Source organism: Eikenella sp. (assembly GCF_057315495.1).
This window is the reverse complement of the sequence record NZ_DBHKXY010000001.1, coordinates 292-13,648: the sequence shown is the minus strand read 5'-3', so window position 1 is coordinate 13,648 and position 13,357 is coordinate 292. Positions and strand designations below refer to the sequence as shown.

Here is a 13,357-nt window from a genome sequence, read left to right as displayed (position 1 = left end):
CCTTGCAGGATAAGGCTTGCGGGGGGCTTTAGCACCTTTTTTGTTACTTATGCCTGAAAAGCCTTTTCGAGAGTCCATCGATACTCTGGAGGCTCATCTTCATATACAGGGAAGTTGTTCGGTGCACATAACTGAACAAAAACGACAAAATCCTTATACCCATGTAAATCATCAAATGACCAGGGTTTATCCATTTCTACCTCCTTGGAATAATACTATACGAGCCTCTGCCACCAAGTCCTGATGCTAATATAATTGTGGTATTTGCACCATTACTAAATTGTAGGAAATCGTCGAGTTGTTTACACTTTTCTACGGCGGACAGCTTTTGTTTTTGCTTGAATGATTCTTAAGCAGCTATCCGTCATTATCAAGAACAGAGCGGGTTTCCCGTGTCTATCGACATTCTTGGCAATGCCGGATGGCTGCTCAAACTGGTCTTTAAGCAAAAGCTGAAAGTGTAAACAGCACTGTTAATTTCCATACCTTGGTATGCGGCGGCAGCACCCTATTGCCGGGCAGGCTTTGCGGCTAGAATATTTGCCTGTGATTAGTGAATGGGAAAAGGACGAACAATGGCTTTGCTGCGGCGGATGGTGGTGGCAGGGGTGGGCCTGATTGGCGGCTCGCTGGCTTTGGATGTGAGGCGGCTGGGGCTGGCGGATTGCGTGGCGGGTGTGGATACGGATGCGGACAATCTGCGGCAGGCGCTGGATTTGGGCGTGGTGGATGAAGGCTTTGCTTCATTTGGCCAGGCCATATCGGCCGATACGGATTTGGTGCTGCTGGCCGCGCCGGTGGGCGCGGTGGGGCGGATTTGTGCGGAATTGGCGCCGCTCTTGCCGGCGGGATGTGTGGTGAGCGATGTGGGCAGCACCAAGCAGTCGGTGCTGGCAGCGTTTGCGCGTTATTTGCCGGGTGCGTGGCCGCGCTGCGTGGCGGCACACCCGATTGCAGGCACGGAGCGTTCTGGCGCGGCGGCGGCACAAGCCGGGCTGTTTGCCGGCAAACGGCTGATTATTTGCCCGCACGAAGGGCAGGATGCGGCGGCGTTGGCGCGGGTGGAAGCATTGTGGCAGGCAGTGGGCGCGCGGGTGAAGCATATGGACGCGGCGGCGCACGATGCGGCGTTTGCGGCGGTATCGCACCTGCCGCAGCTTTTGGCCTATGCCTATATGCGGCAGGTGGCGCTCGCGGCAGAGAGTGACGAATGGCTGCGGTTGGCGGGCAGCGGTTTCCGCGATTTTTCCCGCCTAGCGGCCAGCGAGCCGATGATGTGGACAGACATTGCGCTGGCCAACCGCGACAACCTATTAGCTTTATTGGACGGGCAACAGCAGCAGCTGGCGCGGCTGCGCGAATGTTTGGCGCAGGAAGACGGAGCGGGCTTGCGGGAGATGTTTGCCGAGGCGAGCACGGCGCGGCGGGAGTGGGAAAACGGGCGGAGGTAGGAAATTTCAGGTAGCCTGTTGTGGGAGAGGCTACCTGAAAGTTTGTGTGGCTAGAGATAGTCGGCCAGATTACCCAATGCACTTTGCCAATCGCTGGGGGCGATGCCGAAGGCGGTGTGGATTTTGCTGCAGTCGAGGCGGGAGTCGGCGGGGCGGCTGGCGGGGGTTGGGTAGTCGGCGGTGGTGATGGCGCACAGTTCGGGTGTGCGGGGCAGGATGCCTTGTTCGGCGGCGCGGCGGAAGATTTCGGCGGCAAAGCCGTGCCAGGTGGTGTAGGGGCTACCTGAAAAGTGGTAGAGGCCGTAGGGGCAGTTTTCGGTTTGGGTGCGCCCGGCGATGTGCAGCAGGGCAGCGGCGATGTGGCCGGCATAGGTGGGTGCGCCGCTTTGGTCGGCCACGACGCCTAGGCTGTCGCGTTCGCGGCCGAGGCGGAGCATGGTTTTCACGAAGTTGTGGCCGTGTTCGCCGAAAACCCAGGCGGTGCGCAGGATAATGTGGCGCGGGCAGGCGGCCTGCACGGCTTGTTCGCCGGTCAGTTTGCTTCGGCCGTATATGGTTTGGGGATCGGGGGTGTCGGTTTCGAGGTAGGGGCGCTCGGTGCGGCCGTTGAAAACGTAGTCGGTGGAAATATGCAGGATGGCGGTGCCTGCGGCGTGGGCGGCGCGGGCGAGGTTTTCGGCACCTTCGGCGTTGGCGGCATAGGCGACAGCCGGCTCGCTTTCGGCTTTGTCCACGGCGGTGTAGGCGGCGGCGTTGATGATCACGGCGGGTTGCTCGCGCTCAACAGCCTGCAATACGGCAGCACGGTCGGCGATGTCGAGTTCGCTACGGTCGTAAGCGGCTACCTGAAAATTGTGGGCGGCGGCCTGCTGGATGAGGGCTTGGCCAACTTGGCCATGGTGGCCGGTGATGAGGAGTTTCATGGGGGCTACCTGAAATTGGGATGTTTAATCAAACAATACGGCTTGGTTTAGCGGTTTGCCGGCGAGGTCTTTGGGCGAGAGCTTGGGTTCGCCTTGCAGCGGCCATTCGATGCCGACTGCGGGGTCGTTCCACAACAGGGAATGTTCGGCTTTGGGGTTGTAGTAGTCGGTGCATTTATAAACGAATTCGGCCTCTTGGCTGAGCACGTAGAAGCCGTGGGCAAAGCCTTCAGGCACCCAGAGCTGGTGTTTGTTTTCGGCGGAGAGGATGGCGCCGGCCCATTGGCCGAAGGTGGGGGAGCTGCGGCGCAGATCGACGGCCACGTCGAACACTTCGCCGGCAATCACGCGCACGAGTTTACCTTGGGTGTTTTCGGTTTGGTAGTGCAGGCCGCGCAAAACGCCTTGGCCGGATTTGGAGTGGTTTTCCTGCACGAAGGTGCGTGGGGCGATGTGTTCGCGAAACCAGTTGTCGCGGAAGGTTTCCATAAAGAAGCCGCGCTCGTCGCCGTAGACTTGGGGCTGGAGGAGTTTGACATCAGGAAGGGTAGTGGGAAGGATATTCATGATGGGGTACTTTGGTAGTTGGTGGTTTCAGGTAGCCTGGGTTAGTTCCTGCGGTTGAGTTGGTTCAGCACTTGGGTGTTGCTGTAGAAGCTGATAGGGTTGCCTTCGGTGTTGGTGAGGCGGAAAGGTGTCCAGCGGTTGTTTTAAGTTTGGGTGGTAGCGGGCATGGCAGTGAGGAGTAGGGCTTGGCGCATGGGGCTACCTGAAAAGGAGTTACGGATGTTCGCTACGCCAGTTGCGGATGTTTTCCATTTCTTGCAACAGGTGCATATAGCGGAGGTAGAGCGGTGCGATGCGGGCACGGTTGTCAGGCGTGCAGAATTGTTGCAGGTGCTCGGGGCTGCGCATGATGGCTTCGTAGTGCTTGGTTAAGTCGGAGAGTTCTTGTCGCTGTTCTGGGGAGAGGGTGCAGCGGTTGAATTCTTCATTGCCGGATTTGCTGTTGAGCTCGCCAATGGCATACCAGCCAATCATGGCTTGGCGATGGGTTTGCTCAGTGTCGTCTTTTTCGCAGTAGCGGCTGTCTGCATACATTTCCATGCTGTCGATAACGGCTTGTTTGCATTCGGCCGGGCTCATGGGGTGGACGAATGAGACGTCGGCTTGGGCCAGAGGGGCGGCGAGCAGGAGGATGAGGAGAACTGGTTTCATGATTGGGAAGTAGAGTGAGGTTATTTTCCTACTAGCCGCAGCAGGTATTGGCCGTATTGGTTTTTGGCCATGGGTTTGGCCAAATCGGCCAATTGCTCGTTGGAAAGCCAGCCGTTGCGCCAGGCGATTTCTTCGAGGCAGGCTACCTGAAGGGCTTGCACATTTTGGATGGTACGCACAAATGAGGCGGCTTCGTGCAGGCTTTCGTGTGTGCCGGTATCGAGCCAGGCAAAGCCGCGGCCGAGCAGTTGCACGGAAAGGCTGCCGTCTTCGAGATAAAGCTGGTTGAGGTCGGAAATTTCGAGTTCGCCGCGTGCGGATGGCTTGATTTGTTTGGCGAATTCGACCACGCGCTTGTCGTAGAAATAGAGGCCGGTTACTGCCCAGTTGGATTTGGGTTGTTTGGGTTTTTCTTCGATGGATAGTGCTTTGAAGTGTTGGTCGAATTCAACCACGCCAAAGCGTTCCGGATCTTTCACTTGGTAGGCGAATACAGTGGCGCCGTGGGTTTGGGCCGCAGCTTGCTGCAGGGCTTGGGTGAAGGATTGGCCATAGAAGATGTTGTCGCCCAATACCAGGCAGACGTTGTCGCTACCGATAAATTCTTCGCCGATGATGAAAGCTTGGGCGAGGCCGTCCGGGCTGGGTTGTACGGCGTATTGCAGGCGGATGCCGAAGTCGCTGCCGTTGCCGAGCAGGCGGCGGAAGGCGGCGTTGTCTTCGGGGGTGGTGATGATGAGGATGTCGCGGATGCCGGCGAGCATTAACACCGATAGGGGGTAGTAAATCATCGGTTTGTCGTATACGGGCATGAGTTGTTTGGATATGCCGCGAGTGATGGGATACAGCCGTGTGCCGGAACCGCCAGCGAGGATGATACCTTTCATGCTTTAACCTCCTTTTGGTAGAAGGCTACCTGAAAAGAGTGAACGGTTTTCAGGTAGCCTGTTGTCTATTTGGTTGCTATGTTTATTCTGCACCTAATAGTTTGCCGTTGTAGCGGCCGAAGAATTCGCTGATTTCAAAGAATACTTCTTTGCGCTCGCCGTTCGGGCCGATCACGCTGATGCGGTCGTAAATGCCGTCTTGGCCTTGAATCAGAGCCTGGCCGACCTTGCGGTAGCCGGGCATGTTTTGGGCAATCCAGCGGTTTTCGGCAGCAATGCCGCGCGGGGTGTCGTTTTCGTGGATAACCACGGCGCGCTCTTGGCTGCTGCCGTCGGCACGTTGCTGCTGGGTGGCGGCAGGTGTGCGGTGAGGGTGGGTTTTGGCTTCTAGGCTGCCGGAGAGAGCAAAGCCGAGGGTGAGGAAACCGAGCAGTACGCTATTACGGATGTTCATAGGGTCTCCGAGTTATGGGTTCGATAAGTGGCCAAGCCGCTCCAGGCGGTAGCGGCCGTCGAGGATGCGTTGCCACCAAATTTTGTTATCCAAGTACCACTGTACGGTTTTGCGCATTCCTGATTCAAATGTTTCCTGCGGCTGCCAGCCCAGCTCGCGTCCGATTTTGGCGGCATCGATGGCATAACGCAGGTCGTGGCCGGGACGGTCGGGCACGAAGGTAATCAGGTCGGCATAGCGTGACACGCCAACGGGTTTTTCTGGCGCCAGTTCTTCCAGTAAGGTACAGATAGTTTGTACTACTTCGAGATTGGTTTTCTCGTTGTGGCCGCCGATATTGTAGCTCTCGCCGATTTTGCCTTCGGTAATGACTTGATACAGCGCACGGGCATGGTCTTCCACGAAAAGCCAATCGCGGATTTGCTGCCCGTTGCCGTAAACAGGCAATGGTTTGCCGGCTAGGGCATTCAGAATCATCAGCGGAATGAGTTTTTCAGGGAAGTGGTAGGGACCGTAGTTGTTGGAACAGTTGGTAATGATGGTGGGCAGGCCGTAGGTGCGTAGCCAAGCGCGCACTAGGTGGTCGCTGGAAGCTTTGCTGGCGGAATAGGGGCTAGACGGGGCGTAGGGCGTGGTTTCGGTGAAAAGATCATCCGTGCCGTGCAAGTCGCCATACACTTCATCGGTGGAGATATGATGAAAACGGAATACTGAGCGGCGGTTTTCAGGTAGTCCCAGCCAATAGGCACGGGCTGCTTCGAGCAGATTAAAGGTACCGACAATATTGGTTTGGATAAATTCGCCAGCACTGTCTATGCTCCTATCCACATGACTTTCCGCTGCCAGGTGCATCACTGCGTCGGGCTGGTGTTGGGCAAATACGCGGTCGAGCTCAGCGCGATTGCAAATATCCACTTGCTCGAAAGTATAGCGGGGGCTACCTGAAACTTCTGCCAGAGACTCAAGGTTGCCCGCGTAGGTGAGCTTGTCGAGATTGATAACAGAATCTCGAGTGTGGCGGATGATGTGGCGGATAACTGCCGAGCCGATAAAGCCGGCACCACCGGTGATGAGAAGATTCATAATTATTTGTAGTTTGAATAGTGGACAAGTGGCAAAAGATCTGAGGAAATCTGTTTTTTTCTTCGATAAGAGATAGGGATGATACCAAAGAAAATCAATTTACGTATCTCTGAGGTAGGCCTTTCTTTCCTATAGATGTATTTTTTTATAATTTTATTTAGTTTACTTTCTCGATATAGTATATGCTGTAATGTTTGTTGTATCGTTGGATCTGATAGCAAAGTAGCTGCGCGCTTATTCATAGAGAATAGAGAAATTGCTTCTTCAAATTTTTTATCTTGGATAACCCATTTTGCCCAATCAGTCAATGTCTGTGGATTTGGTTTATTTGGCCAGTATTTATCTAGGTATTCTGAAACAATACGAATTTGTCTAGTACCATTTTTGTGGACATTATTATCATGTAATCGATAGAATACGGTATTATCATGAATAAAGCTATATTCCCATCCAAAATTTTGTTTTAAATGTCGAAATAGTTTTGTTCTTAAGATAATATCATCTCCAGTCATATCTTCATCAAATCCGCTGATTGCATCAATGATAGATTTCCTAAAGATGCATCCTTGTATGTAGAAAGATCCAAATTGTGTATATTCAAATTCTAACAGCTCATCGATGCTGATATGCTCTAGTTTTTCTATTGGCAATGGAGGCAGTTTATTTATCACTAGGCCTGTATCATTTATGGCTACGGCTGTTTTGGCAGCAATAAAAGCTAAGCTTGGGTTTTTAGCCATTAGCTGAATGGAAGCTAGCATAGTAGCTGGTCGGAATACGTCATCTAAAGCAATGAAAGAAATAAGTTCTCCGTTAGCATGCTGTATGGCAGTATTAAAGTTTTTTCCAATATTCCCAGTATTTTCTTGTAAAATGATGGTAATCGGTAATGGAAAATTTTTGGCCAGTTTTTTTAAGATGCCAGCGCTATTATCTGCAGAACCATCATCCACAACAATTACTTCAATATTTTTATAATTTATGCGGACAATAGAGTCCAGATTTTCTTGGAGAAAATTTGCGTGGTTATAGCCTAAGCAGCAAATCGATAAGAGGGGAAGATGCATAATTTAATTTGAGAATATTATTGCCAGTTGATTTTAGATTTTCTTAGTAGCCTAATATAGCCTTTAAATAGCCGACTATTTCTTGAGAATTTCAATAATCTATTTCTTGCTTCATATAATATATTTTGTGCGGATTTCTTATCTGTATCATCAAGAGTGGCAGAGTTCTGTTCTGCCATTCTTCTATAGTAAAAAATCAAATCAACTGTATGTTGATGCCATTTTTTTATAAATTCTCTATCAAAGGAGTTCTGATGCATAAATTCTAGAAGATGAACATAACTATAAATATCTTCTATAATATGTGGCCGAAAAACTTTAGTGAGGGCAGATGTATTATCCTGACGATAGTAAAAAGTAGTCTGGCAAAAGGTTATTCGATTGCAGAAAAATAAATATTTCCGTGAGTTACATTCATCACCTGTGAGATAAGAATCATCATAGCCAACCTCTCTAAGTAAATGAGTTTTTCTTAAATAGAAACCATGTATTTTCCATGGCATAGCCAATTTGAATGCCGTAGCACCATCGATAATACTATCGTAGTTTAATCCATTTGGTGGTGTGGTTCTACGGTTATTTGGAGAGTTAGCAAAGAACCACTCCATATCAGGGATTACTGCATCTACATTTTGTAGTTCTGCAGTTGTAACTAATTTTTCTAAAGTATCATGTTCTATTAAGTCATCCTGACTCATATAAAAGAAATATTTACCATTACAGTAATTAAGCCCATATTTAATACCTTTTACCGCATTCCCCCCTTTTTTAGGCATTTTTAACACTCTAAAGCGACTATCAAGACTAGACTGAGATTCAATTATTTGCAGACTGTTATCTTCAGATTGATCATCAACAAAAATCACTTCAAAATTAGTCAGAGTCTGTTTGATAAGGCAGTCAATCAACATACCAAGATAATTTTCCCCATTATAAACAGGTACTAAAATAGAAACAATAGGGGGGATCATGTTACATCCTTATATTTTAAAAGAATTACAAGCAGTGATAACAGCCTCTACATCATTATCTTCCATCACTGGGCTGATGGGTAAAGATAAAACTTCTTGATGGATGCGTTCAGTAAGTGGTAAAGATAAATGCTTCCACTTTGCGTAACAAGCCTGATGATGTGGGGCAATAGGATAGTGGATAAGTGTTTGTATGTTTTGTTCAGCCAGATGGTGTTGTAGCGCAGCTCTGTATTTACTACGGATAACAAACAAATGCCATACATGTGCTGATGCTATGTCAATACAAGGCAGGGTTATTGCAGGGTTACGAATATTTTCTAAATAGTGCTTGGCAATTTGTTGCCTACGAATATTTTCTTGAGGCAGATGGGGGAGTTTCACTGATAATATGGCAGCTTGGAGTTCATCTAGCCGGCTATTTGTGCCACAATAAATATTCTTATATTTTTCATGAGAACCGTAATTGCGCAAAGCTTTTAAGGTACTAAATAACGTTTCATCATTGGTAGTAATTGCCCCCGAGTCTCCCAATGCGCCAAGATTTTTACCGGGATAAAAACTAAACGCCCCTGCATGCCCAAAATTGCCAGCTCTCCTTCCATCAATATGTGCGCCATGGGCTTGAGCACAGTCTTCTAATACAAGTAAATCATATTGTTCGGCAAGCTGTAAAATTGCCGACATATTGGCTAGCTGACCATAAAGATGTACAGGCAAGATAGCTTTAGTTTTTGTGGTTACAGCCGATTGAATTTTATCTGTATCTATAGTATAGGTGTTGATATTTGGTTCAACCAAAATGGGGGTTAGGCGATTTTCTGTAATAGCTAAAATACTAGCAATATAGGTATTTGCTGGTACAATAACTTCATCACCATCTTTCAGGTAGCCTAATTCTTTCCAAGCGCGCAACACTAGAGATAGTGCATCCAGTCCATTAGCAACGCCTAAGGCATATTTTGTCCCACAGAATTTAGAAAAAAGAGCTTCAAAATTTTCTAGCTCTTTCCCTAATAAATACCAGCCAGAATCAAGCACACGTGAGCAGGCATCTTGTATCTCATTTTTATATTGAGCATTAATTTTTTGCAAGTCTAAAAATTTAATCATTGCTGAAACTCTTTATATTATTCTGGTTATACTATTGTTGATATAACTGATACTTATAGATACTGTTTGGAATTTTCTAGGGTTGTCCCAATAACTCTTGCTGGGTTACCAATAACTATACTATATGGTGGAATATCTTTAGTAACTACTGATCCTGCACCAATCATACAGTAATCTCCTAAACTCACTCCAGGGAGAATGGTTGCATTAGCACCAATGGATGCACCTTTGCCAATAGTTGTCATTAAAAATTGGTCAGGATATTGCTTAGATCGAGGTTTTTTATCATTAGTAAATGTAGCATTCGGACCAATAAATACATCATCATGTACTACGATTCCATCCCATAAGTATACCCCTGATTTAATAGTAACATTATTTCCAATAATCACTTCATTCTCAATAAAAGTATGTGCACAAATATTACAATTATCCCCAATTTTAGCACCAGCTAAGATAACTGAAAATTGCCATACTTTTGTTCCATTTCCAATATTATTACTATGAACATCACTTAAGGGATGAATCATGTACGCCTCCAATGTTTTTATGGAATTGAAGAAATTCATTATAGTCACGAATATAGTCTTCTTCACTATATAGGCTATCTGCTAATACCATTAGTACACAATCTTCTGAAAAGTCATGCATCTCTCTCCAAATTCCCGATTCAATTAAAAGCCCTTGAGCCGGATTATCCAGTAGAATACTGATTTTTTCATCACCATCATCTAGTACAAAACGGCACGACCCTCTAACTGCAATTACAACTTGCTTTAGGTTTTTATGGGCATGAAAGCCACGTGATACACCAGGTTTAGTATTGTATAAATAATAAACTCGTTTAATTTCAAAAGGGACATTTTTCCCTTCTTCTAAAGCGATTAATGAGCCACGATCGTCACCATGACTTTGCAACGGCAATAATTTAATTTCCATATTTTATTCTCGGTTTTAATAGCTAAAATTAACTTGTTGGTGGCAAGGTAATTGTTTGATATATAGGAAGATTGAGTGTATACCGTACCCAATTGCCAAAGCTATATTTCTCACGGATAGAAGAATCTATTGCTTGATATGGGGTTGCTAAAAACGTATCTATACCATCAAGTTGAACGCCATCCCAAATAAAAATATTATTCGGATGATAAAAATCATATTTAATTATATTTGTATTTGTAGTGATTAATTTTCGTTGGTAGCCAAGAGCTTCAAATACCCTAAAAGATAGACCATTATGAATGGGGTTTTTAAAATCTACTAAGACTTTGGCTAGTTTAGCTCTTTCTAAATTTTCCTGAAAATTTCGATATTTCTTAAATAAGTTAATATTATTATTAGGATAAAATTTCCGATAGGAACTAGGATTGGAGCCGCAGAAAATATGAAAATCTAATTTCCATCCTTTTTCTTGAGCAAATTTGCTAAAATTTGCAATCGAGATATCCCGGCCTGGAAGGTGGCTGCCAACAAAATAAAAATCATTAATGGGGTTGGGTAGATTGCCTAAATCATAATCAAAATAAAAATTAGTATTGGGTAGAGTATTTGAACTTATATCAGCTGGATCAAAAATATAAAATCGATCAAACAGAGAAATACGGCTTTGAATATTAGGATAACGATGCATTCCATCCCATTGGTAATTAACCATATCAAATTTAACATGTTTACGGATATGTTCTAATACATCATGAGGATAAATATCGGCTCTAATAAATAAAGCATAATCTACCTCTCCTATATGATCCATTAAATCAATAATTTTTTGTTTAGTCAGTTTAGCTTTAAGGCGAGATTTAGCTTGCTTATCATTTAAAATTAACTGTTGAAATTTGGTTTTTAGCCTAGTAGATAAAGATGGATAGCGGAAATGATTATTATCATCGACAATGCTAACTACATCAAATCTATGATATTTGAGATTTGTTTCGATAAGGCGGAATATCTCGTTATCAAAAGGCATACCTAATAAAATAGTTTTTTTGTTCATAGTGGGAAATAATTTTTAAAAATTAGGTAGTTTGATAGGTTTAAATGTTTGAATATTTAAAATATAACGTATCCAATTCCCAAAACTATATTTTTTAATAACTTCTGAAGAAATATCATAGTATGGGGTGATTAAGAAATTTTTTATTCCATCAAGATTATTTTCATTTAGAATGTAGATATTATTAGGATGATAGAAATCATATTCCTTTACTTCAGAATTGGTTGTAATTAATTTTTTACGATAGCCAATAGCTTCAAAAGTCCTCAAGGAAAGCCCTTTGTGAGAACTAATTACGAAGTCAGCTAGTACTCCGCAATTTTGTGCATTGATAATATTTTGCCTGTAAGAAATGCCATTATGAAATTGGATATTATCAACAGGGTATTCGTGTGGTGCTTCAGGGTGGTTTGGGCAGGAAATCTGGAAATTTAATTTCCATCCAGCCTGTTCGGCATATTGGCAGAATCGGATAATTTGTTCTTTTCTGTCTTCTCGATGAGCCCCAAGAAAATAAATATCATTAGATATGTTATCAGTTGATGGGGTCGGAATATGGTCGAAATAGAAACTAGTAGCAGGATAGAGCTTATTTGGGAAGTGGGATAAGTCATCAGGATCGAAGACGTAAAATCGATCAAATAAATCAATTTGTTTGAGTGCAGCTGGGAATCGGTTAATAGCATCCCATTGATAGTTTATAAATAAATTGCTCTTCTGTTTGATTTCTCTCAAAAAGCTATCCGGATAGACATCTGACCGGATAAATAAAGCATAATCAAAAGAAGGATGTTTACTTAGCTGTTCTTGGATTTCTTGTTGTTTGAGCTGAACCATCAGTTCTTTTTTTGCTTGTTTATTGCCTTGCAATTTTTTCCACTGTGTGGATAAGCGAGATCCTAAGTTTGGATATTCAAACGTTAGCGAGTCAAGTGAGTAATCGATTACCTCAAAACCATGATAAGCCAGTGCTTCCGCTACTATTTTGGCAATTCCGGCATCGTTAATCATGCCAAGCAGAATAACAGGTTTATCCATAATCAATTTATTTTTTCATCTAGTAGTTGTATCAAATACTTGCTGTAATACTGTGCATATTTGGTTGGGAGTAATTTCATTGATATTGTTTTTAAAAAATATCAGATGTGCCTGTTTAGTTCTCGGATGCCAGTTAGTTAAGTTTTGTTGATGGTCGTGATACAAACCAATAATATCTTTATTTAAGCCGGAAGCAATATGAATAATGGCTGTATCAGGGGTAATGACAGTTTGTGCGTATCGGATAATTTCTATACTATCAAAAATAGTATTTGTATTTTTATAAACGAATACAGTAGAGTATTTATTACAAACTTCTTCCAATAATGGGGTAACATCTGGATAGGTCAGTAAAACAAAGGGATGATTAGGGAAGGTATGGGTGAGCTTATCCAAGATATTGCGGATATTTTCATTATTAAACCGTCTGGTTTTAGATGCACCAAAGAAATTAACTACAGTGTAGTTTGATAAATGATGCTTTGCGAGAAAACTCTGTATTGCAACATTGGATTCTGCATGAATAGGTAGATTATAAGCTGCATTAATACCATGAAATCCACATAATGCTAAGGCCTGTTGGTAAACCTCACTATAATGCTGATGCATGTTGTTGATATTTAAGTTGAAAATTTCATAGTCAGCTTTTGCTAGCCCGATATTATATGAGCATTTTAATCCGTTCAGCAGAATCAAATCACGGGGGCGGAAAACTAAGCTCAGTTCAATAGCAATGTCATATTGTTTGGCTAGCGAACGCGCAGTCATGTAATAGCTGATAGTTGATTTAGCTCTAACAACATGCAAGGCATCAATATATGGATTATTAGTAAAAATAGCTTGATTCTTATGGTTGCAGATAACACCGATACGAATATTTGGATTGATTCTTTTGATTTCGCGAAAGGCAAAAGAGCTGACGATATAATCACCAATTTTTCCATCTTGTCGCAGAAAAAGCATACTCGTTATGGAATGAGGGTTCAATTCAGCAATGCGGACATCAGGCGAGCGGTCAAGCAGAGCCTTAGCCATGCGTAACCGCAATGCTGCCCATTTTTGCTTGAGTCGTTTGTATGTGCTTTTAAGTGACATGGATAGGCTACCTGAAAACTAGGGCTATTCCCCTAATACTGCAATATCCGCTACCGCGTTCATC

Annotated in this window: 16 protein-coding genes; 1 reads left to right on the top strand and 15 read right to left on the bottom strand. The window is 44.6% G+C overall.

What is annotated here, in order from left to right:
- Positions 1–47: 47 nt before the first annotated feature.
- Positions 48–194: a hypothetical protein gene (locus tag ACO6EE_RS00085; RefSeq protein WP_485958515.1), complete on the bottom strand. Its 147-nt coding sequence runs from the start codon at positions 192–194 to the stop codon at positions 48–50.
- Positions 195–575: 381 nt separating this feature from the next.
- Here ACO6EE_RS00085 and ACO6EE_RS00080 point away from each other — a divergent pair, with 381 nt between their 5' ends.
- Complete coding sequence (locus tag ACO6EE_RS00080) at positions 576–1,451, top strand: prephenate dehydrogenase (protein WP_485958514.1); 876 nt, start codon at positions 576–578, stop codon at positions 1,449–1,451.
- A 50-nt stretch (positions 1,452–1,501) separates the two neighbouring features.
- Here ACO6EE_RS00080 and rfbD read toward each other — a convergent pair whose 3' ends face one another.
- The 14 genes from rfbD to ACO6EE_RS00010 form a co-directional block, all read right to left on the bottom strand.
- Complete coding sequence (gene rfbD / locus ACO6EE_RS00075) at positions 1,502–2,374, bottom strand: dTDP-4-dehydrorhamnose reductase (RefSeq protein ID WP_485958513.1); 873 nt, start codon at positions 2,372–2,374, stop codon at positions 1,502–1,504.
- 24 nt (positions 2,375–2,398) lie between these two features.
- Complete coding sequence (gene rfbC, locus ACO6EE_RS00070) at positions 2,399–2,941, bottom strand: dTDP-4-dehydrorhamnose 3,5-epimerase (protein WP_485958512.1); 543 nt, start codon at positions 2,939–2,941, stop codon at positions 2,399–2,401.
- Positions 2,942–3,154: 213 nt separating this feature from the next.
- The gene (locus ACO6EE_RS00065) at positions 3,155–3,592 is read right to left on the bottom strand and encodes a hypothetical protein (RefSeq protein WP_485958511.1); all 438 of its coding nucleotides are present in this window, start codon (positions 3,590–3,592) and stop codon (positions 3,155–3,157) included.
- Between the two features lie 20 nt (positions 3,593–3,612).
- Positions 3,613–4,479 carry a glucose-1-phosphate thymidylyltransferase RfbA gene (gene rfbA / locus ACO6EE_RS00060; protein WP_485958510.1) on the bottom strand — a complete coding sequence of 289 codons (867 nt, stop codon included), beginning with the start codon at positions 4,477–4,479 and terminating at the stop codon, positions 3,613–3,615.
- An 82-nt stretch (positions 4,480–4,561) separates the two neighbouring features.
- Entirely contained in the window at positions 4,562–4,933 is a 372-nt protein-coding gene (locus ACO6EE_RS00055) for a hypothetical protein (RefSeq protein WP_485958509.1), read from the bottom strand.
- A 12-nt stretch (positions 4,934–4,945) separates the two neighbouring features.
- On the bottom strand, positions 4,946–6,016 hold the full coding sequence (rfbB, locus tag ACO6EE_RS00050) for a dTDP-glucose 4,6-dehydratase (RefSeq protein ID WP_485958508.1): 1,071 nt from the start codon (positions 6,014–6,016) through the stop codon (positions 4,946–4,948).
- A 2-nt stretch (positions 6,017–6,018) separates the two neighbouring features.
- Positions 6,019–7,083 carry a glycosyltransferase family 2 protein gene (locus ACO6EE_RS00045; protein WP_485958507.1) on the bottom strand — a complete coding sequence of 355 codons (1,065 nt, stop codon included), beginning with the start codon at positions 7,081–7,083 and terminating at the stop codon, positions 6,019–6,021.
- Between the two features lie 17 nt (positions 7,084–7,100).
- Positions 7,101–8,054, bottom strand: coding sequence for a glycosyltransferase family 2 protein (locus tag ACO6EE_RS00040; protein ID WP_485958506.1), 954 nt, complete (start codon positions 8,052–8,054; stop codon positions 7,101–7,103).
- Between the two features lie 9 nt (positions 8,055–8,063).
- Entirely contained in the window at positions 8,064–9,167 is a 1,104-nt protein-coding gene (locus ACO6EE_RS00035; RefSeq protein ID WP_485958505.1) for a DegT/DnrJ/EryC1/StrS family aminotransferase, read from the bottom strand.
- Between the two features lie 53 nt (positions 9,168–9,220).
- Positions 9,221–9,697, bottom strand: coding sequence for an acyltransferase (locus tag ACO6EE_RS00030; RefSeq protein ID WP_485958504.1), 477 nt, complete (start codon positions 9,695–9,697; stop codon positions 9,221–9,223).
- Positions 9,678–10,106 carry a sugar 3,4-ketoisomerase gene (locus ACO6EE_RS00025; protein WP_485958503.1) on the bottom strand — a complete coding sequence of 143 codons (429 nt, stop codon included), beginning with the start codon at positions 10,104–10,106 and terminating at the stop codon, positions 9,678–9,680. The genes ACO6EE_RS00030 and ACO6EE_RS00025 overlap by 20 nt, the downstream gene beginning before the upstream one ends.
- Before the next feature lie 28 nt (positions 10,107–10,134).
- Entirely contained in the window at positions 10,135–11,160 is a 1,026-nt protein-coding gene (locus tag ACO6EE_RS00020) for a WaaS/CpsH family glycosyltransferase (RefSeq protein ID WP_485958502.1), read from the bottom strand.
- A 15-nt stretch (positions 11,161–11,175) separates the two neighbouring features.
- On the bottom strand, positions 11,176–12,198 hold the full coding sequence (locus ACO6EE_RS00015) for a WaaS/CpsH family glycosyltransferase (RefSeq protein WP_485958501.1): 1,023 nt from the start codon (positions 12,196–12,198) through the stop codon (positions 11,176–11,178).
- 15 nt (positions 12,199–12,213) lie between these two features.
- Positions 12,214–13,293 (bottom strand): glycosyltransferase family 9 protein, encoded by a 1,080-nt coding sequence (locus ACO6EE_RS00010; RefSeq protein ID WP_485958500.1) that lies wholly within the window; start codon positions 13,291–13,293, stop codon positions 12,214–12,216.
- Between the last annotated feature and the right edge of the window lie 64 nt (positions 13,294–13,357).

What these genes read in the sequence shown, in the direction of transcription:
- ACO6EE_RS00085 (WP_485958515.1), bottom strand. Translation starts at nt 194, where the DNA reads ATGGATAAACCCTGGTCATTTGATGATTTACATGGGTATAAGGATTTT.
- ACO6EE_RS00080 (WP_485958514.1), top strand. Translation starts at nt 576, where the DNA reads ATGGCTTTGCTGCGGCGGATGGTGGTGGCAGGGGTGGGCCTGATTGGC.
- rfbD (WP_485958513.1), bottom strand. Translation starts at nt 2,374, where the DNA reads ATGAAACTCCTCATCACCGGCCACCATGGCCAAGTTGGCCAAGCCCTC.
- rfbC (WP_485958512.1), bottom strand. Translation starts at nt 2,941, where the DNA reads ATGAATATCCTTCCCACTACCCTTCCTGATGTCAAACTCCTCCAGCCC.
- ACO6EE_RS00065 (WP_485958511.1), bottom strand. Translation starts at nt 3,592, where the DNA reads ATGAAACCAGTTCTCCTCATCCTCCTGCTCGCCGCCCCTCTGGCCCAA.
- rfbA (WP_485958510.1), bottom strand. Translation starts at nt 4,479, where the DNA reads ATGAAAGGTATCATCCTCGCTGGCGGTTCCGGCACACGGCTGTATCCC.
- ACO6EE_RS00055 (WP_485958509.1), bottom strand. Translation starts at nt 4,933, where the DNA reads ATGAACATCCGTAATAGCGTACTGCTCGGTTTCCTCACCCTCGGCTTT.
- rfbB (WP_485958508.1), bottom strand. Translation starts at nt 6,016, where the DNA reads ATGAATCTTCTCATCACCGGTGGTGCCGGCTTTATCGGCTCGGCAGTT.
- ACO6EE_RS00045 (WP_485958507.1), bottom strand. Translation starts at nt 7,083, where the DNA reads ATGCATCTTCCCCTCTTATCGATTTGCTGCTTAGGCTATAACCACGCA.
- ACO6EE_RS00040 (WP_485958506.1), bottom strand. Translation starts at nt 8,054, where the DNA reads ATGATCCCCCCTATTGTTTCTATTTTAGTACCTGTTTATAATGGGGAA.
- ACO6EE_RS00035 (WP_485958505.1), bottom strand. Translation starts at nt 9,167, where the DNA reads ATGATTAAATTTTTAGACTTGCAAAAAATTAATGCTCAATATAAAAAT.
- ACO6EE_RS00030 (WP_485958504.1), bottom strand. Translation starts at nt 9,697, where the DNA reads ATGATTCATCCCTTAAGTGATGTTCATAGTAATAATATTGGAAATGGA.
- ACO6EE_RS00025 (WP_485958503.1), bottom strand. Translation starts at nt 10,106, where the DNA reads ATGGAAATTAAATTATTGCCGTTGCAAAGTCATGGTGACGATCGTGGC.
- ACO6EE_RS00020 (WP_485958502.1), bottom strand. Translation starts at nt 11,160, where the DNA reads ATGAACAAAAAAACTATTTTATTAGGTATGCCTTTTGATAACGAGATA.
- ACO6EE_RS00015 (WP_485958501.1), bottom strand. Translation starts at nt 12,198, where the DNA reads ATGGATAAACCTGTTATTCTGCTTGGCATGATTAACGATGCCGGAATT.
- ACO6EE_RS00010 (WP_485958500.1), bottom strand. Translation starts at nt 13,293, where the DNA reads ATGTCACTTAAAAGCACATACAAACGACTCAAGCAAAAATGGGCAGCA.